This window comes from Flavobacterium sp. KACC 22763, from assembly GCF_028736155.1.
In the GTDB taxonomy this organism is placed as follows: domain Bacteria; phylum Bacteroidota; class Bacteroidia; order Flavobacteriales; family Flavobacteriaceae; genus Flavobacterium.
In genome coordinates this window covers 1,023,058-1,043,216 of sequence record NZ_CP117879.1, presented here as the reverse complement: position 1 = coordinate 1,043,216, position 20,159 = coordinate 1,023,058, and the positions used below count along the sequence as shown (strand labels likewise).

16 protein-coding genes are annotated in these 20,159 nt (G+C 34.6%); 8 read left to right on the top strand and 8 right to left on the bottom strand.

Annotated features, from left to right (window positions below):
- Nucleotides 1-71: 71 nt before the first annotated feature.
- Both PQ463_RS04495 and PQ463_RS04490 read left to right on the top strand, forming a co-directional pair.
- Complete coding sequence (locus PQ463_RS04495; RefSeq protein WP_274256504.1) at nt 72-2,507, top strand: sensor histidine kinase; 2,436 nt, start codon at nt 72-74, stop codon at nt 2,505-2,507.
- A 210-nt stretch (nt 2,508-2,717) separates the two neighbouring features.
- On the top strand, nt 2,718-3,488 hold the full coding sequence (locus PQ463_RS04490) for an alpha/beta hydrolase (protein WP_274256503.1): 771 nt from the start codon (nt 2,718-2,720) through the stop codon (nt 3,486-3,488).
- 56 nt (nt 3,489-3,544) lie between these two features.
- Here PQ463_RS04490 and PQ463_RS04485 read toward each other — a convergent pair whose 3' ends face one another.
- Complete coding sequence (locus PQ463_RS04485) at nt 3,545-4,465, bottom strand: NAD-dependent epimerase/dehydratase family protein (protein ID WP_274256502.1); 921 nt, start codon at nt 4,463-4,465, stop codon at nt 3,545-3,547.
- A 178-nt stretch (nt 4,466-4,643) separates the two neighbouring features.
- On the opposite strand from PQ463_RS04485, the gene PQ463_RS04480 reads away from it, so the two are divergent.
- Entirely contained in the window at nt 4,644-5,462 is an 819-nt protein-coding gene (locus PQ463_RS04480) for a helix-turn-helix transcriptional regulator (protein ID WP_111375962.1), read from the top strand.
- Here the strand turns inward: PQ463_RS04480 and PQ463_RS04475 are convergent.
- A complete protein-coding gene (locus PQ463_RS04475) occupies nt 5,459-5,911 on the bottom strand; it encodes a YybH family protein (RefSeq protein ID WP_239457772.1) in 453 nt (150 codons plus the stop codon). The genes PQ463_RS04480 and PQ463_RS04475 overlap by 4 nt on opposite strands.
- A gap of 110 nt (nt 5,912-6,021) precedes the next feature.
- On the opposite strand from PQ463_RS04475, the gene PQ463_RS04470 reads away from it, so the two are divergent.
- Genes PQ463_RS04470 through PQ463_RS04460 form a run of 3 tightly spaced genes read left to right on the top strand, consistent with a single transcriptional unit; the run spans nt 6,022 to nt 8,976 of the window.
- Complete coding sequence (locus PQ463_RS04470) at nt 6,022-6,891, top strand: helix-turn-helix domain-containing protein (protein ID WP_274256501.1); 870 nt, start codon at nt 6,022-6,024, stop codon at nt 6,889-6,891.
- Nucleotides 6,892-6,948: 57 nt separating this feature from the next.
- Nucleotides 6,949-8,160, top strand: coding sequence for an MFS transporter (locus tag PQ463_RS04465; RefSeq protein WP_274256500.1), 1,212 nt, complete (start codon nt 6,949-6,951; stop codon nt 8,158-8,160).
- Between the two features lie 15 nt (nt 8,161-8,175).
- Complete coding sequence (locus PQ463_RS04460; protein ID WP_274256499.1) at nt 8,176-8,976, top strand: siderophore-interacting protein; 801 nt, start codon at nt 8,176-8,178, stop codon at nt 8,974-8,976.
- Nucleotides 8,977-9,486: 510 nt separating this feature from the next.
- On the opposite strand, the gene PQ463_RS04455 is transcribed toward PQ463_RS04460, so the two are convergent.
- The 4 genes from PQ463_RS04455 to PQ463_RS04440 all read right to left on the bottom strand — a co-directional run bounded on the left by PQ463_RS04455 (nt 9,487) and on the right by PQ463_RS04440 (nt 16,294).
- Complete coding sequence (locus PQ463_RS04455; RefSeq protein ID WP_274256497.1) at nt 9,487-10,911, bottom strand: SusD/RagB family nutrient-binding outer membrane lipoprotein; 1,425 nt, start codon at nt 10,909-10,911, stop codon at nt 9,487-9,489.
- A 12-nt stretch (nt 10,912-10,923) separates the two neighbouring features.
- Nucleotides 10,924-14,115, bottom strand: coding sequence for a SusC/RagA family TonB-linked outer membrane protein (locus PQ463_RS04450; RefSeq protein ID WP_274256496.1), 3,192 nt, complete (start codon nt 14,113-14,115; stop codon nt 10,924-10,926).
- A gap of 916 nt (nt 14,116-15,031) precedes the next feature.
- Entirely contained in the window at nt 15,032-15,475 is a 444-nt protein-coding gene (locus PQ463_RS04445) for a hypothetical protein (protein ID WP_111375968.1), read from the bottom strand.
- A gap of 183 nt (nt 15,476-15,658) precedes the next feature.
- Nucleotides 15,659-16,294 (bottom strand): hypothetical protein, encoded by a 636-nt coding sequence (locus PQ463_RS04440; RefSeq protein ID WP_274256494.1) that lies wholly within the window; start codon nt 16,292-16,294, stop codon nt 15,659-15,661.
- 401 nt (nt 16,295-16,695) lie between these two features.
- Here PQ463_RS04440 and PQ463_RS04435 point away from each other — a divergent pair, with 401 nt between their 5' ends.
- Both PQ463_RS04435 and PQ463_RS04430 read left to right on the top strand, forming a co-directional pair.
- Complete coding sequence (locus PQ463_RS04435) at nt 16,696-18,114, top strand: FAD-dependent oxidoreductase (RefSeq protein WP_274256492.1); 1,419 nt, start codon at nt 16,696-16,698, stop codon at nt 18,112-18,114.
- 184 nt (nt 18,115-18,298) lie between these two features.
- Nucleotides 18,299-18,502, top strand: a complete 204-nt coding sequence (locus PQ463_RS04430; protein ID WP_111375971.1) for a hypothetical protein — start codon at nt 18,299-18,301, stop codon at nt 18,500-18,502.
- Nucleotides 18,503-18,543: 41 nt separating this feature from the next.
- On the opposite strand, the gene PQ463_RS04425 is transcribed toward PQ463_RS04430, so the two are convergent.
- Both PQ463_RS04425 and PQ463_RS04420 read right to left on the bottom strand, forming a co-directional pair.
- A complete protein-coding gene (locus tag PQ463_RS04425) occupies nt 18,544-18,792 on the bottom strand; it encodes a hypothetical protein (RefSeq protein WP_111369468.1) in 249 nt (82 codons plus the stop codon).
- 174 nt (nt 18,793-18,966) lie between these two features.
- A complete protein-coding gene (locus tag PQ463_RS04420; protein ID WP_274256491.1) occupies nt 18,967-19,986 on the bottom strand; it encodes a cytochrome-c peroxidase in 1,020 nt (339 codons plus the stop codon).
- Between the last annotated feature and the right edge of the window lie 173 nt (nt 19,987-20,159).

The window sequence follows — 20,159 nt, the reverse complement described above, 5'->3', positions numbered from 1 at the left end:
ATCCAAACCAAATTGTTTCTCTTTATATTTGTTAATTAAACACTTACTAAAATTTAATTCTAAATAAATCCATGAAGCTACTGTACACTTTTTGTCTGCTTTTCTTTATAACCCTTAATTCTGAAGCGCAAAATCATCCCGCAACAGTAGGCTATGATTTAAAAAAGAAGCGTTTATTAATACAAACCTGCTCTTCTTATTTATACAATTCAAATCAAGGATCAATAGATGCAGACAGTGCTGTGGTTTTAGCCTGCAAAGCCTACAAATTGCCAGTTTCTTTAGCTTACAATGAAGGCTTTAATGATGGCTCTTATCTAATTGGAAATGATTTGATAGAAAAAGGAAATATTGAGGCTGTTAAAAAACTTTATCACAAATCAAAAGACGTCGATAGAGTAAAACTAGCTCTGCAATTGGGAATTTTTTATTTATTTAAACCTTTTACCAAACCAGATGACATTAAAAATGCAAATTTTTATATCACCGAAGCTGTAAAAATTAGTAATAAGCTAAAAATTCAAAAATGGCAACATCAGAGTTTAATGCTTTTGGGAAAGTTTTATTTCCAGATCAACAATTATCCTGAAAGCAAAAAATGCTTTTCGCAAGTAGTAAATGAGTGTCGAAAACAAAATGACAAAGCCGCGCTGGCTGATGCATTATTCTATCAGGCAACAAATCTACACGATTTAGATCCCGAGAAAGAAAAAACTCTAAAAGAAGCAGAAGCTTTATACAAAACCTTGGGCTTTGAAGAAAAAAGAATAATCACAAAAGCAAGGATATGCACCATCTATTTCTGGCACGGAAAAATAAATGATGCCAAGAAAATATTATATCAAAACACTGCAGATATGCGAAAAATTGGTTTCAGACAGCAGCAATACATTGAAACCACGATTGCTTATATCGAGGGCGTGCAATTCAATATGAAGAATGCTCTTTATTATGCTCTAAAAAGTGTTGAAACCATGGAATCTACAAAGGATTACACCTTTGCTGATATTTTTTATATGCGATTGGGAATAATTTATTTAAACATGGGGCATATTGACGATGCAATGAAGGCCGCTGAAAAAAGCATTAAATACGGACAAAACTCCTATAATAGCGGTAGCTGGTATAAAAGTTTTATAACAGCCACAGCAGCCTTATCGATGAAAGGAAAAAACAAAGAGGCTGTTGAATATATGAACTCAATAACCAGCAAATATCCGCCTCCAAACAAGTTTGATAATATGCTTATGAATTTTGGTTATGCCAATTGTTATTGGCGAATTAAAAATTATAGAACAGCAGAAAAGTATTTTATAAAAGCCGGAGAAGATGCCGATGGCTTAGATTCACAGCAAACATATCGAGATGTATGCAACACCTATTCCTCTATTGCGTTGTTTTTCGCAAATCGAAAAAACCTACAGAAAACAAAACTGTATATCGATAAGATTGAAGCTGCTTCAAAAAAATACAACCAGAAATATAATTCAGAAGCGCTTCAGATGTCTCTATATAAATTAGATTCTTTAAATGGCGATTTTAGATTGGCATTAGAGCATCATAAATTGTATAAAAAAATGAGCGATTCACTTTTGGATTATGCAAAAAACAAACAGATTGAAGAACTTAGAATACAATATGAAACAGAAAATAAAGAACAGAAAATCGAACTTTTAGACAACGAAACTAATTTACAGGAAACAGCCTTAAAAAAATCAAAATTATTAAATACAGTTTCCATTTCTAGTTTGGTTTTATTGGCCCTTTTAATTGTCTTACTGTACAATCGATATCGTTTAAAACAGAGAACTAATGCCGAACTTGAACTGAAAGAAAAGGAAATCAACCAGAAAAATATCAATCTGAGACATTTGCTTGATGAAAAAGAGTGGCTTTTGAAAGAAATTCATCATCGAGTAAAAAATAATCTTCAGACTGTAATTAGTCTACTTAATTCGCAATCGGCTTATTTGGAAAATGATATGGCATTGTCGGCTATTAAAAACAGTCAGCATCGTATTCATTCGATGTCCTTGATTCATCAGAAATTATATAATTCGGAGAATATTTCTACGATTAATATGCCGAATTATATCAAAGAATTGGTCGAATATTTAAAAGAATCTTTCTCTTTAGGACAGCGTGTTCGTTTTGAACTCAAAATCGAGCCATTAGAATTAGACGTTGCACAAGCAGTTCCTCTTGGACTTATTCTAAACGAATCCATTACCAATTCCATAAAATATGCTTTTCCAGACAATCGAACTGGAATGATTTACGTGACATTGCAAGCTACATCTGAAAACAAATATCTGCTGACTATTGCCGATAACGGAGTTGGTTTTGATGCGATTATCAGGGATAAGAAAATCAATTCATTTGGTTTGAGCCTTATAAAAGGTTTAAGTGATGACTTGGATGCGACTTTTTCTATGGAAAACAATAACGGAACGATTCTTAAAATTGAATTTTCAAAAGAGTTTCCAATCAATGACAAAAGAAGATAATTTTAAATTGCTTTATAGCGAAATCTCACTAATCTAAATTTATTTAGCGATATATAACACTTACAAATCAACAAGTTGCACTAAAAAACCTTATTACTAAACCATACTTTGGCGTGGCATATAAATTGTTTTTTTGAGGGAAGGTTAATTTTTTAAAAAATTCCAAAAGAGAAATTTTCAAAGAGATTCTAACATAAATCAAATAAAATCATGTCAAAATCAAAAACGATTGTGCTTATTCACGGAAATTTTGTCAATGACAAAACTTGGGCCGATTGGAAAAAGTACTATGAGCAGAAAGGCTATACTGTTTATGCTCCCGCAAATCCTGGACACGATGGAAATCCTGCCGATTTAAGAGCAAAAGTTCATCCAGATTTAACTAAAACCGGATTTATAGATATTGTCAATAATATCAGTAAATTAATAGACACTTTACCAGAAAAGCCTTTGATAATTGGACATTCGATGGCTGGTATGGCTACATTAAAATTGGTCGAATTGAGCAAAGCAGCGGCTGGAGTAAGTATTGATGGTGCGCCTCCAAAAAATGTGTTTCCACCATTTCAAACTTTAAAAACGGTAATTCCAGCTTTTGGCTTTTTCTCTTCGGCTAAATATTTTATGGGAAGTCGAAAATGGTACGATTATGCCTTTTTTAATACCATTCCTGAAGCACAAAAAAGTATTGCTTTTGAGAAATTTGCTGTACCAGAAAGTTATAAGGTAAGCCGCGAATTGGTTTTAAATTCATTTTCTAATATTGATTTCAAAAAACCGCATGAACCAATTCTATTTGTTGGCGGTGGCAGTGATCATATTTTTCCTCCTAGCTTAACAGAAACAATTGCCAGCAGATACAAAGAAAATGCAGGACGTGTAGATCTTAAAATATTTGATGGCAAAAGCCATTTTATTTGTGGAGAACCTGGCTGGGAAAGTGTAGCTGATTATATTTTAAATTGGTACGAAAACCTATAAAAAAATTGTAAATCGGAAGTCCTGTATCTTTATTGATAGAGGACTTTTTGTTTATACTATTCGTTTTTAATCTCTTCAATTCCATTTTTATAATTTGTTACTACGAAATCTGGAAAACGCTTTCTAAATTTTGAGTCATCAAAAATATTATCATGCTCATATCTTGGAAGCAGTTCTTGTAATTCTTTTGCTTGTTTATTGAAAAGTGATCCTATTTTAAATACAAACTTTGGCATAACAGAATATTTTAACTCTTTCCCATATATTTCAGAAGCCAGAGCAACAAACTCTTTATAATTAATATGGCTTTCATCAACAGGCAAATGCCAAGTTTGTCCAAAAGCATCTGGTGTATTGCCTATTAACGCTGTCGCACGACTTGCATCGGGAGTCCAAATTAGGCTTCGTTTTTTAGTGTCACTCAAAGGCACTTTGAGTTTTTTGTTTTCTTTAATAGCATTGAATAGTAAAGTATTGGTAATACTCTGCGTTTTGGCTGGGCCGTAAAATTCTGGTGCTCGGCAAATAACTGCTTCTAACCCACCTGATTTTATTTCGTTTAAAACCATCTCAGCCATTTCTTTTCTGACTTTTCCTTTTCTGCCAACAGGCTCAAAAACGGTTTCTTCAGTAAGAACTCTGCCGTCTTGCGGATACATATACGTATTATCGAAAAACACCAGTTTCGTTTTGTTGATTTTACAGGCTTCGATAACATTACTTAAAATGAGCAGAAATTGCTTTTCCCATAAATCAGAATCCATCGGAAGGCCTAAGGTAAAATATGCGATTTCAGAGCCTTTAACAGCTTCTATTGCTTTTTCTTTAATAGCTAAATCTGCTGAAAAAACAGTATCTGTATCATTTATTTTTTGTGCTTTGCGACTTACAAGTCGAATATCTGAAGTATAATTTCTTTTTAGTTCTCTCGCCAGTTCTTCGCCAATCTGCCCGTTTGCTCCTAATATTGTCTGCATATTATTTCGCTTATTTCTATTAATCAGTTATCCGTTTTGTGTTTTCTTATAAGCTTCTAAATTATGGAAAATTGTAACAATATCTCCAAAACTTTAGTTCGTTTATATTGTAATTATTGCTAATTTAGAACTTGCTATAAATCAGTTAATTTACTTCTAAATTACAACAAAAAACGATATGCAGATTTTGCCATCCGCCAGTTTAGCGCCTTTTATCAAGAATTACACTGTTGTGACAATTGAAAAAGATCTCAACAATGAAGTATTTTATCCTAGCGGATATGTCGATTTGATTGTAAATATTTCTGGTGGATTTGCAGCTACTATTATCAACGGCAAACAAAAAGACACTCCTGCAATAGAATTACTAGGGCATCTCACGCTTCCAACACGTCTTTCTGTAGCAAAAGGAACATCTGTACTTATAGCAAGAATTTATCCGCATGCCAGTGCATTGTTTTTTTCAGATCCATTATCAGAGTTTACCAATTATGCTACCGATATGTATGATGTAGCTTTGGGAGAAAACAGAGATTTGTATGATCAGATTATGGAAAAGGACGATTTATTGTCTAAAATAAGTGTTTTAGAAACGTATTTTCTTCAAAAATTAAAGAAGAATGAAACTCGTCTAAAGAAAGTTTCAATAGTGCAGCATCTAAGTCAGGAACTTTTTCGCAATCATCAGCAATTGGATTTACCTTTCCTTGCCCGCAATTCAGGCCTATCAGAAAGGTATATCCAAAAACTTTATCTGTCTAATATTGGCATCAGTCCTGCTGCATTTACTTCTGTAATCCGATTTAATAAAAGTCTGGATTTAGTGCTCAATACGACAGAATCATTGACTACTATAGCTTACGACAATGGCTATTATGATCAAGCTCATTTTATTAAAGAATTCAAGAAATTTACCGGCATTACACCATCGGCATCTAGAAATTCGATGCTAAAAAACGACACCGATTTACAGCAGGCCGTTAACATTGGTTTTTAGCCTTGTTTTGCAGGATGATTGCTGCTAAACATATCACGATGCATTTTCCAGCCGTCTTTGGTTTTCTTCCAGATTACAATTACTTTTCCGTCATCTAGTTTTTTGCCATTCATATCAGTCATTTCATAAAAACTCTCTTCTGTAACGGCTGTTTTTGCATCTCCATAAAGATGCTGAATTGTGAATACAACATGCACTTGAGGTCCGCCTCTAAAAAAGGAATCAATTTGTTTTGCTCCGCATTTTGGTTCTCCATTTGGCGGAAATAGACAAGCATCATCCGTATATCTTGCAACAATAGAACCGTCGTTCTTGTTAGTAAAATCGGAGAACGTTTTGTTGCTGGCTTCAATAACTTTTTTTACCTCTTTTAAAGCAGGATCTGTCGTTTGGGCATTACACCAAAAAGTAAGCATCATGAATGTGCTTAAAATGATTTTTGTTTTCATGGTTTATATATTTTTTTACAAAGGAAATTATTCAGATAAGGCAAAAATTGTAAAATAACGAACAACTTTTTCTAATTCCTTTTACCTTTGAATACAATTCAGTCTAAAAAATGAGCCTAAATCACATTGAAATACATCGGGATGAAATGAAAACCATTGGGATAGATATTATTCCGATTGGAGCATTTTCAGAGAAAGCGCAGGCGCCTCATCGTGATGACCATTATATGTTTATTGTGCTGACTCAGGGTATTTTTAAATTGGAACTTGATTTTAAACACATTACAATGTCCAATCATTGCGCTTATTATGTTGCGCCTGGACAAGTGCATTCTTACCTCAATCAAAACAATTGCAAAGGATGGTATATTTTTATGGATTCACTTTTGATTTCTGAGAAATATACTCAAATCTTAAATACGCATTTAAACAGCAGACAGGGAATACAGTTGACGTCTGATAATTTGATTTTTTCTGTTATTCCGATACTTGAAAATCTGCTAAAACAAAAAAGAGAATTCTTTCAAGATCAAACTGAATATTCGCTGGCTGATGCTTTTTTAGGATTTTTTATCGGAGCACTTATACAAGAAGATTCTGCTAAAGAACTTATTGGCGGACAAAAGTATCAGGCCGTAAATACATTTAAACAACTTGTGCAATCAAAATTTAAAGAATGCAAGCAGGTTAAAGATTATGCTGCTTTATTAAATATAACGCCATTGTATTTAAATGAAATTGTAAAACAAGTTACAGGTTTCACTGTAAGTTATTGGATACAGCAGACCATTGCATTGGAAGCCAAACGTTTATTGTATTATACAGAACTAGATATTAAACAAATCGCTTTTGAATTGGGTTATGAAGATCATGCTTATTTTTCGCGTTTTATGAAAAAAAATATCGGAATGACTGCATCTGAATTCAGATTAAAAAACCATGATTTGTCCAACGAAACCCTTGCTATAGACAACCATTAAAAGGTAGCGCAGGCATAATTTTGCCTTTGTAAAATTATTAATATACAAAGTAAAATTATGACAGAAAGTACCACTACAAACAGTACTCCAAAATTAAACTCTGAATCGAATACCAAACTTTTAATTCCTATTGTGATAACGGTTTTGGCAGTTTATACCACAATCGGCATTTCTCTAGGCATACTGCCAAAATTTATAAAACAAGAATTAGGATTTGGCAATCTTGCCGTTGGCTTAGTTATTGGTTTACAGGCATTGGCAACACTGCTCACACGCGCTTATGCAGGAAAGACAACTGATGTTTTAGGTTCAAAAATCAGTACAACACGAGGCATTTTGCTGGTTCTATTAGCGGGTGTTTTATATATGTGCGCTTGTTCTGCAGTTTCAATTCCTTTATTATCGCTTTCATTATTGCTATTGTCCAGAATCGTTCACGGAATAGCTGAAAGTTTTCTGGTAACAGGAATGCTAACTTGGGGAATTGGACTTTTAGGACAGCAGAATTCGGGTAAAGTAATGACTTGGAACGGAATCGCCATGTATGCCGGAATCGCAATTGGTGCACCTTTCAGCCTGTGGATTGTCCAATTTGGAAGTACGTTTGCCTTTTCTTCAATTCTAGTTCTGGCATTTATAAGCTGGACAGCTTCCAAAGGATTGCCAATAGTTCCTGTGCACAAAGGACATTTAAGAACTCCTTTTTATAAAGTAATCGGAAAAGTGTTTCCGCAAGGAATTGCACTCGCCTTCTCTTCTATTGCTTTTGCCTGCATTGCATCATTTATCGCTTTATTGTTCAGTCAGAAAAATTGGGATGGAGCTTCTCTTGGATTTCTTTTTTTTGGGGGTTCTTATATTTTGACCCGCGTGTTTTTCTCTTCTTATCCAGATCGTTTTGGCGGGTTTAAAGTCGCTATGATTTCCTTTTTGATTGAAATTGCTGGACAGTTATGCATAGGTTTATCCACTAACGGCTGGACAGCTATTTTAGGATGCGCTCTTACCGGAATTGGGTTTTCGCTTGTTTTTCCATCTTTAGGCGTATTGGCTATCCAGAAAATAACACCGCAAATGAGAGGAACAGCTTTAGGCGCTTATGCGGCATTTTTTGATCTTTCGTTAGGAATTGCGGGGCCAACGGCAGGTCTAATTGCGGGATGGTTCAGTTACCAATCCATCTACTTTTTTGGGGCATTTAGCTGTGTTATTGCTATTGCAAGTCTTCTTCAGTCGGAACGAAAAGAAATTCAGGCAATTGTAAACTAAAATATCAAAGTAATTATGGATAAACTAATACGAAATGTAGCACGTTCTATTTTTGTAGTAAAAGAAAAAACGTTCGTTACACCACATTATATCAGGATAACTTTTAAAATGTCTGACGAACAAGTAAATCTTTTTCAGAATATGCGTTCTGGAAGCAATAATAAAATTTATATTCCTTCTGAAACTGCCATGTATTGCGACGATTATGAAGAATCCATCTGGAACTCTGTCTTTTTTATGGCAATGCGAACCTATACTACACGAAACATTGATTTCATTAATAAAACTCTCCAAATCGATTTTGTCACGCATGGCGATAACGGACCTGCTTCTAAATGGGCAGAAAATGCTAAATCGGGAGATTTTCTTGGAATTGCGATGAAGGAAAGCCAAAAACCGCTTGTTCCTTCATCTGAAAATTATTTTATTGTTGGAGATAGTACGGCGATTCCGGTTATTTCAGCTATTTTAGAAACTTTGTCTTCGAATGTAAATGTTATGCTTTTGCTCGAAGTGAATTCTTATAGAGATGTATTGATTCTAAATACCAAAGCAAATCTCAATGTAAAATGGATCTATAATCCTTCACCATTTGACGGTAGTAAACTAGCTGAAGAATGTATCGATTTATTAGCTAAAGAAAACCAGCAATATGTATTTGCCGCAGCAGAATTTGAGACAATCAGGAAAATAAGAAAACATCTGAAAGAAGAGCTTCAATTGGAACGTGACTGTTTTCATGCTGTTTCATACTGGAAACGCGGAAGTTCTGAAGAAGAATCAAATCAGGAAAGACAAAAACAGCGAATGGAATAATGCAAAAGCCCTATATCTTAGTTGATACAGGGCTTTTTGACTCAAAAAAACTCATTCCGTAGGAATGTTTGATCGGTAGAATTTTTCATTCCGTAGGAATGTTTCATTGGTAGAAATTAAATTCGGATTATGAATTTACGTTCCGTAGAACGTTTGATTAGACATTATACATATTATTTCCGCAAAAACAGGTGTCCCTACGGGACACTATGCATAACGTTCCATTTTTTTTCTACCAATCAGATATTCCTACGGAATATTAAAATATCAAAAAAAACAATGCAACTCATTCCGTAGGAATGTTTGGTCGGTAGAATTTTTCATTCCGTAGGAATGTTTCATTGGTAGAAATTAAATTCGGATTATCAATTTGCGTTCCGTAGGAACGTTTGATTAAACGTTAAATATATTCTTTCGTCAAAACAGGTGTCCCTACAGGACACTATGCATAACGTTCCATTTTTTTTCTACCAACCAGATATTCCTACGGAATATTATTTGCAAGCAAATTTATTTCACATCAAACCATAATTTGGTTGTCAATAAATCTTTTCCTTGATCTGCAACAGCAGCTTGATAACTTGCTCCGTTAAGAGATTGTTCTGTACCAGGATAAAAAAGACGCGAAGGTATTTTTCCATCCAAAACAGTAGCTGGACCAGCTTTTAATACTGGATAATCCAATCTTCTCCATTCTGTAAAAGCATCAAGACCTTGACCGAAGAAAGCAATCCATTTTTGCGTACCGATTGATTTAGCATAGTTTGAAGCATCATATTTTACACTTGCCTGATTCAGATACGTTGAAATAGTTGTTGGATTGTTAACTCCAAACTGAATCAATGATGCTGTAATAGCATTTTTGTAATACTGCTCTGCATCTCCAGAAATATAACCTCTTGCTGCAGCTTCTGCCAAATTAAACAAAGTTTCAGAGTAAGAAGCAATTACCGCAGGTGAAGCCGATGTAAGGAAATAAGTTCCCGGTTTTGATGTTTTAGCAAAACCTTGGCTGTTAGCATCACTATTTGATAATCCGTTAGCTCCTCCAACATATTTGCCTACACTTGCATCTGATGGCAATTGAGCAAAAATCGGCAAACGCGGATCTGATAATGCATATAATTGATCCACCATAGTTTTTGAAATACGGAAATCATCACGAGTTTCAAACCAAGCCGAAGCAGGGTTTTGCTGTGGCGAACTAGTGTAAGTAAACTTAAATGTTTCGCTTTCGCTACTGATTACTCCCGCGGCATCAGTTGTTGCATCAATGGCTGCTTGTTTTGCTAATACTGGTTCTTTATCTGATATTCTTAATGCAATTCTCAATCGAAGCGAATTCACAAACTTCTTCCATTTTGCTATATCCCCTTTGTAAACCAAATCTCCAGTAACAGAACCATTTGCAGAGTTTAATAAAGATTGCGCTTGCTTCAAATCTTCAAGCAAACCTGTGTAAACTTCTTTCTGCGTGTTATACGCAGGCGTTACATTTTGACCTGCTTCTTTGTACGGAATGCTTCCGTAAGCATCTGTCAGCAATAAAAATGTCCATGAACGCAGCGATAAAGCAATTCCTTTATAATTAGAGTTAGCCTGTGCATCTGGAAATTTTATAATCGTATTCAAATCTGTAATCAGAGTCGCATACCCCTTATCCCACAATGAAGTGAAAGAAGCATTTGAAACATCGTAACGATCTGGTTCTGTATATTGAATTTTAGCCCAATGCTGTACAAAAAGCAACGTTGAGTTAAAGTTGTTCGCATCTCCCCAATACAAATCTGCTCCTTGTTTTAATGTACCAGTCAAAAGATAAGGCGCCAACGGAGTTTCAGTTGCATTTGGATTTTTATTTATATCGTCAAGAGTATCACTGCAAGAGCTCAGTGCCAATGCAAACAGTATTGTATATGATAGTTTTTTTAGCATGATTCCGAGTTTTTAAAATTTAACATTAAGGTTAAGGCTGTAGTTTCTGGTTGTTGGCAACGCTAAACTTTCTAATCCTTGTGCATTTCCTGTATTGAAAGCCGTTTCAGGGTCAATATTTGGTGCATCTTTGTAGATAAAGAATAAGTTACGACCAGCAGCAGTAACGCTTGCTCCTTCTAATCCTAGTTTTTTAACCAGCTTTTTATTAAAATTATAAGTAAGCTTGATTTCTCTCATTTTTACAAAAGTTGAACTGTAGATATACGCTTCGCTAATGTTGTATGACGCTTTATAATATTCCTGTGCACTAATCACTTTATTATTAGGCGTTCCGTCTGCAAATACACCTCCGAAAATCATTCCGTCATCATAAACTGTCACACCGCTTGGAGCAGCTCCGCCAGCTACCAGAGTTTTCGGATTAGCCGTATTGTTTCCTGGATAATAGTAGCTTAAACCACCATTTTCAGCACCACGCCCTGGAAGAGTTTGTGCCAGAACTCCTGTATAGTTTCCTGTTCTGTTTGTTCCAGAGAAAAGTTCGCCACCAACGCTAGCATCAACAAGGAATGAAAGTTCAAGATTTTTATAAGTCAAAGTATTTGTAAGACCTGCTAAATAATCTGGCGTATAGTGTCCTAAAACTCTCTTTGTAGGGTCTGCCTTTGGAAGACCGTTTGCTCCTACCACAATATTACCGCTAGCATCGCGCTCATACGCAGTTCCATAAAGTGCTCCATAAGCTTGTCCAACAGATGCCAATACATCTACACCTCCAGAAGAACCAATTGTATAGTTTTTAATATCTCCTGCGTAATCTAGAATTTCTACTTTACTCTTATTTTTTGAATAATTTAAAGCCACATTCCATTTGAAGTTTTCAGTTTGAACCGGATTTCCGTCCAATTGTACCTCAATACCTTGGTTGTTAATTTTACCCGCATTGATTAACTGCGAAGTATAACCGCTTGATGCTGTAGTTTTAATTTCTAAAATTTGGTCGAAACTATTTGTATTGTAATACGCTACATCAAAATGAAGTCTGTTTTTCCAGAAAGAAGCTTCAAGACCTACCTCTGTAGAACGAGTTGTTTCTGGTTTTAAGTTTTCATTTAATTTCTTTTGAGAAGAAGTCTGGATCGGATTTCCGTCAAAAGCAGTTTGGAAATTGTAAACCGTAGCCAATTGGTACGGATCTGCATCATTACCTACTTCAGACCACCCACCTCGAACTTTTAAGAAATCAAGTGTACTGCTCTTGATATTCAATGCATCTGTTAAGATTACACTTCCGTTAAAAGACGGATAGAAATAAGAACGGTTGCTGCTTGGCAATGTCGAAGACCAGTCATTACGCGCCGTAACGTTCAAGAAAGCATAGTTTCTAAATCCTACCTGAGCAGAAGCATAAGCACTGTAAACTCTCAATCTCGATAATGAATTTGATGAAGTCAACGGATCTCTAGAGTTTGTCAATGTGTACAAATCTGGAACCGCTAAACGTGGCGCTTTCTGATAGTTGTTGGCATCGCTATGGTTACGAATATTGAAACCTGCAAGTGCATCTAAACTGAAATCATCATTTAGCTGTTTTGTATATTGAAATATACCCTCAGTATTTTGCTCATTTACAGTGTAAGCATCTTCTGCATACGATCCGAAAGGAGTTCCGTTTGTACCATACTTGATAGTATATTTTCTTCGGTCATTATAATAATCAACCCCTGTACGGAATCTGAAGTTCAATCCTTCTGCCAATTTCGCATCTAAGTGAACATCTCCAATGATACGGTTACGCTGCTGGCTTGTTGTATTGTAATACGCATTCCAATACGGGTTGCTATAGTAACTGTTGTTCCAGTTAGTTGACCAGTCTTTATCCAATTCATTGATATCAACCTGACGTCCGAACCAAAGAAACTGAAGCATTACACCCGCAGCACGTCCACCAGATGGACCTCCTGGCAATTGTGGAGCATTTGTTACAATATAATTAGCATTGACCCCAACTTTTACATTTTCAGAAATCTGATAATTGGTATTAACTGTAAAATTTGTTTTGTTTATTTCACTATTAGGCACCGTTCCAAGCTGTTTTTGATTGTTTACACCTAAACGGAAATCTGATTTTTCGTTAGATTTTGCAATAGAAACACTATTGTCGTAAGTAAGTCCCGTGTTAAAGAAATCTTTCACATTATTCGGATGTGCTACAAAAGGCACAGCTTCTCCTTTAGAATAAAATTGCGGAATAAGACGCCCATCCATTCTTGGTCCCCAGCTTTCGTCAACTCCATCATTAACTCCTCCTCCTTTTCCATCTACGTAGCTAAATCTTCCGTTAGAACCTTGTCCGAAAGTATTTTGGAAAGAAGGTAAAGTAGCCACTTGAGAAACAGTTATACCCGTATTAAAAGTAACCCCATATCCTGATTTTTGTCCTTTTCCAGATTTTGTGGTAATAAGCACCACACCATGCGCAGCACGCGATCCGTAAAGAGCGGCAGCATTCGGACCTTTTAAAACTGTCAACGTCTCAATATCCTGCGGATTTAAATCGGCAATGGCGTTTCTAAAATCACGTGTAGCTCCACCATAGTTCAATTGTGAGTTATCTACAGGAACTCCATCTACCACAAAAAGCGGCTGATTGTTTCCTGCAATAGAAGTTTCTCCACGAATAATAATACGCGAAGATCCCATATCTCCTTGTGAATTGGTAATACGAACACCCGCCAATTTACCCGAAAGTCCATTCAAAAAGTTGGTTTCTTTTGTAGTTGCCAATTCTTTTCCTTTTAATGCCTGAGTTGTATATCCAAGAGATTTCTTTTCTTTAGAAATTCCAAGTGCCGTAACCACTACTTCAGATAACGCATTCTGTTCTTCAGTAAGACTAATAGTTATAGCGTTTTTATTTACTACAACTTCTTCTTTTTTATATCCTAAATAACTAATTAAAAGTGTATAAGGGAATTTTTGTCCTGTTTGGAAGAAGAATTTTCCATCTGTATCTGTGATAACACCGTGTGTAGTCCCTTTAATGGTTACCGAAGCTCCAATAACTGGCTCTTTTGTAATGGCATCGACCACTGTTCCTTCCAGTTTAGACTGAATTAAAGGTTTAGTATCTTGAGCTTTAACCCCTATGGAAATCAACAAAATACATAGCCAAGCATATCTTTTTAATTTTTTTTTCATTACTTTGTTTTAGTTTAATAAATAAGGCGAGCCTAGAACAGTTTTACACTATTCTTACTTTCCTATTAGAGATGACAATTTCTTTAAACTCCAACCATTTCTGCTGCAACAGAAATGGTTTTTCTTTTTATCTGCAGCACATTCGTTTTTTCATTTTTACTTTTTTTAGATTATTATTTTATTTGGCCTATACAATTTTTATCCTTGTTCAGGATAGTGTTATTAAAAATCTATAATGAATTTAAAAAGAGGAATTTTAACCGTAGTGATGCATAAGTTGCAAATGTCCTATGCTTTTATATTTCAGAAAATGAAATGATAAGGTTTTAATCTCTGTATTTCTAACTAATTTTTAAACTCTACTAATTTGATAGAACAAAAGTATGTTAAAATTTTTAGTTCCCAAATTTTAATTAAACTTTTTGCAAAAAAAATGTTAATCAATTTAAATAGAAAACCTTAAACAATTAAAAATAAAATAGTTAGATAATATTAGATTTTTTATCATTTTATAAGAATTGTACTAAAAGCTGAATATTTCCCAACGATTTTAGTTCAAGCATATAAATCAAATAGGATAACTTTAATCTGCATAAATCTGATGAAATCTGCGAGAGATATTTTAATACAATTGATGGAAATAGACAAAAATAGTAGAGCTTTATCTATTGCCCCTAGTTTCAAGTAGGGGATTTTTTGAAGGATTGCCTGTTTATGGCTTTAGCCAAAATCGCTTTTCTTTGCATTTCTCTGATTGAAACCAAAGGGTATGTTTTAAACTTTGAGAAATTTGGCTAAAGCCATTTCAGGCTAATTTTATCTACCTCCATCTAAAGATGGAGGCAAATTAATTTTTTATAAAAAAAAGCTCCAAGATCATATGACCTTGGAGCTTCTATATTTAATTATTGAAATATTACAATTCGTTGAACTCGTGCAAAGATTTCAATGTAGTTTCATAAAACAAGATGGCTGCGATAAGATTTCCTTTATCAGAATACGGCATCATTTTTCTTTGAAAATCTACTGTAGTATCTAAGAAAACAGTTGTTCCCTCTGCTTGTCCATCTAAGATTTTTTTATTCTCGCCAGTGTCTGGAATACCTAAATCTGCCATTGTTACACCAGGTTTAGTAACCAAAGCAATGTAAGGAAGTGTTTTTACTAGAACTTTAATACGCTCAATGTACAATTCTAGAAGTTCTCCTTTTTGCATACCACTTAATTCTTTTTGATCATGGTATTTACGAATTAAAGCTGTTGTACTAATGATACTTCTTGGTGCATTTTTTGCCTGTGCAGAAACGGCAGCAGTCGTCAAGAAGAAAAGGACACATAATAAAATAATCTTGCTCTTCATTTTCTTAATAGATTTGGTTCTTGAATAAAAACAAAAATATATAAATTATGTTAAATTGCAACTTTTATAATTTCTTTTTCACAATAAAATTATAATTGTTACGTTGCGATAAGGAAAAGATTACTCTAAAGGCAGCATTTTAGGCTATTTCAGCACATTTTACCAAAAGTTAATTTTACTGTTTTATGACTTAATTATTCTGAAACGGCTCGGATATTTAATCCACAAGCTCTTTTTGTTTCCATAATAATCCATAAATTCTCCACATACAAAAACGGCATGCACTTTTGACCAGGCCACCACACCGCAATAATCTGTTCCTGATTCTTTTTTAAGCTTTTGAATTTGTTTTCCTAAAGCAAATCCTAGGTATTTGTAGATAGTTGGCGTATAAACTGTACCGTCTTCTAAATCCTCCAATGCTTTATCAAAAGTAGATTCTTTATCAATTATCTGCTTGTACTTTGCCATAACTGCATAAGTCAATTCTGCATAATCGGTAATTTTCTCACTGTCGCAATTGTCTTTAATATAAACAAAACCCGCTGATTGTTTTGCCTTATTTATTTCACTGCTATTCAAATTGAATGAAGCATTGTTTTTTAAAGTAATTCTATATAAATCGTCATTTAGCTTTTCGCTTACAAAAAGATTATCTAATCCGTAAACATTTAAGGAAGCTTTGATAAAAGCAATAGATGAACAATTGGTGCGTTCTCCCTGCTTAAAACTCTCGAATATTTTATCAGAGCTCAATTGCGAATAAGAACTTGAACAGACAAACATTAAAAGAAAAAAAACTGAAGTAACCGATTTCATGCCTTGTATTATATATTGTTTCCCAATTACTATTTGAGAGATTGTAATAGATTTTTACAAATCTATAAAAATCAAGTCATATTTTTTACTTCTTCACCTTTATCTCTTGAAAAAAGTCATTATAAAAGTATAAAATGAATTTTCAACGAAGAAAGCAGCACAAAAAAACGCCTCAAATAAACTTGAGACGTTCTCACATTATTTTTTTCTTCATTATTCAATTTATCATCGAGTTCAGGTTCTTGTCCTTTGAACTTTTTGGCATCAACATCATAATTTTTTATTATTTGTCAAAACTTCATATCCTATAAAACACTGGAAGTCATACCTTATAAAGATTAACGTTTTATTCTGACATCATTTAGTTATTTTTACACCTTTAAAACAAGCTACAACAGAATATGTGGACTATATGCCATGAATGCCAAGGACAGGGCAAAATAAATCGCGGACTCAGTAAAAAAGCGCAACGCCTTTATAAAACGGAATTGGCGGCATATGAGAATAAGCAGAGTAACATTGCTCCGATACGTCCGAAGGCGCATCTGCATTTGTGCACAAATTGTTCAGGATCTGGATTAATTCAATCTGAAAAGTATCTTGAACCCGATCTCACAAAACCGCATGTTGCCATTATTGGTGCAGGTATAGGCGGTGTCGCATTAGCGGTAGCCTGTTTACACCGCGGAATTCCTTTTACAATTTATGAAAGAGACAGCGACTTTGATGCAAGATCTCAAGGCTACGGACTTACTTTACAGCAAGCCAGTAAAGCCATGAAAGGTTTAGGAATTACTTCTTTAGACGGCGTAATTTCGACAAAACATATTGTACACAATACTGAGGGAAAAATATTAGGCGAATGGGGAACGAGAAAATGGCTGGAAACCGCCATTAAATCACCCACAAAACGTACCAACATACATATCGCAAGACAATCGCTTCGATTAGCTTTATTAGAACAGCTTGGAGGAAACAATGCTGTACAATGGGGACATCAATTAGTAAATCTAAGAGAATCTGAAGACGGTGTAGAACTAGACTTTCAGACAACCGGAGAAATAAAAACAGTAAAAGCCGATCTTGTTGTAGGTGCAGATGGCATTCGCAGTGCTGTTAGAAGACTCATAATTGGCGAGGAAACTACACCACTACGTTACTTAGATTGCATTGTAATATTAGGAATTTGTCCTTTAAGTTCTCTAGAAGGACTTGAAAGCGAATTACTAGATAGTGAAACAATATTTCAGACTGCCAACGGGAATGAACGTATTTATGTAATGCCCTATACAGCAGATTCTGTGATGTGGCAGCTTAGTTTTCCGATGTCTGAAAAAGAAGCCAAAGAATTGAGTGCAAAAGGGCCACAAGCCTTGAAAGAAGAAGCTTGCCGAAGAACGCAATGGCACACTCCTATTCCTCAGATTTTGGCAGCAACGCAAGAAAATTTAATTTCTGGATATCCAGTTTACGACCGCGAATTATTAAGTTCAGCATTATTAGAAAAGAATCAAAATATCACTTTAATTGGCGATGCAGCACATCCGATGAGTCCGTTTAAGGGACAAGGTGCTAATCAAGCTTTATTAGATGCTTTAAAATTGGCCAGAAAAATTTCGAAAGGCTGTAACGCAAAGTCAAAATGGAAAGAAAGAGGATTGAGAGAATGTGTGTTAAACGAATTTGAAACTGAAATGCTCGAACGCAGTGCTGCAAAAGTACAAGGTTCTGCAGATGCCGCACAGTTCTTACATTCTGAAATTATACTTCAAGAAGGCGATGAACCCCGAGGAAGATGCCTTAAGAGAAAGAAAGATTAAAGATTAAAGATGAGAGACTATACAAAAAATGCTAAACAATATGTTTAGCATTTTTTGTATAACGTTATTTTTCAATCTAATACATGCAAATTAAACAATAATTTAATATTATTTTATAATTAATTTTCATTGGTTATTTCTACTTTTATAATCTCATATACAAACAATTACAAATAATCACGTCATGAAAAATTTACAAATAAATTTCAGTCCAAACAATGAAACCTGCACTGACCGAACTTTGGTTTGTAATGGTGACAATAACGAATTAATATTCCGTAAAACTTATGTAGGAGATTGGGGAGATTGGGACGAAAAACCAGATGATGTTATAGAAGACAAGCCTCTTTATCTGGATCAAAATACAAGTTTTACAAGTGCAGTTTAATTCTGCGATATTAAACCTTACAATTGTACAGTTCTATCATATTATGCTAGAACACTAATTGTATTGCTTAAATTTTCTTTGTTTATAAAATCTAAAATAAATTCTTTTACTTCATTGCTTGCTTCTGTTTTGGTTGCAAACGAATTAATGTAAAATTCATCGTCCTTATCGCTAATATGGATAATTTCTGTGTAGCCTTTGGTAATTAAACTGCCTTTTAACTTAATTACGTTTACCTGCTGCTTCCCGTCAAGTTCTTTGCGAACCTGTAATTTTATAGCTCTTTCCATATTCAAATACTTTTAAATAATTAACTATCATTCAGTTACTAAATTTAAAACATTTAATCTATCGAAATCAGATTTTAACACAATCAGCAACGTATTATTTATCAACATATTATAAACATTTCTTCTTTTTTATAAAAGAAATGCCAAATGCCAGTAAAATCAAGTCTTTCGAGATTAGTTTCCTGTAAATTCTTTGTCGCTCAGGGTTTTCATAAATGCAAGAAGATTCTCTTTTTCTTGTTCGGTAAGCGGAATTCTATTGCCATTATTCTTAAAAATAGGATCTAGATTTTCTGCTTCCAAAACACCATTATCAAAATAATCCAAAACAGATTTTAGAGTCTCGAACTGACCAAAACTACCGTAAGGGGCTGTATATTCAACGTTACGCAGACTAGGAACCCTAAAACTCATAAAATCAGACGAAATTCCTGTTACTCTTCCTCTTCCCGCCTCGTTAGAATCTGTGTTTAAAGGAAAACCAATATTTCTAAAACTCTGGTCTGTAAACAATTCTGTACTATGACAGCTGGCGCATTTCTGCTGAAACGTTGCGTAACCCGCCGCTTCACTTTCTGTAAAAGACTGACCTTCTTTTCGTTTCACTTTATCGTATTTGCTGTTAGCAGAAATTAATGTGTATTCAAACTGAGCAATACTTTTATAAATCCTGTCAGCAGTAATTTCTTGATCTCCAAAAGCTTTTTTGAATAAGTCTTTATAAGATGCATCGTCTTTAATTTTTCCGATCACTTCCAGAATCGAAGAATCCATTTCTTCGTGGGTAATAATTGGTACTAAAGGTTGTGTTTCCAACTGCAGCCTGCTTCCATCCCAATTAAAGAACTTTAGAAACATTAAATTCTGAAGCGGTGGCGCATTTCTAAGTCCAACTCTTCCTTCAATGCCAATTGCTCGTGCATTATGATCTGCAAAAGCATTTCCTTGAATATGACAGCTTGAACACGAAATCGTATTGTCTGCGCTAAATCTTTTGTCAGAGAAAAGTTTTTCGCCCAATTCAACGCCATATTTTGTAGGCTTGTTCAAACTCACATAACTGTTTACTTCTGGAAAATCAGTCGGAATATGCAATGAAAGCTCAGGATTATCAAAATAAGTTTCATCAGAATCGCTACTGCTGCAAGAAGCGAAAAAGATTATGATTATAATGAAACTGACTATTTTTTTCATTTTAATGAATTTTAAAATAGAGCCGTCTTTTAATTTCAGACGGCTCATATAATTTAAATCAATAGATTAGATTTAGTTTTTCAATAGCCCCTAGTTTTAACTAGGGGATTTTAAAAATGTAAACGAACTAGGCTTTAGCCAAATTAACGGGTTTAGGCTAAAGCCCTAATTTT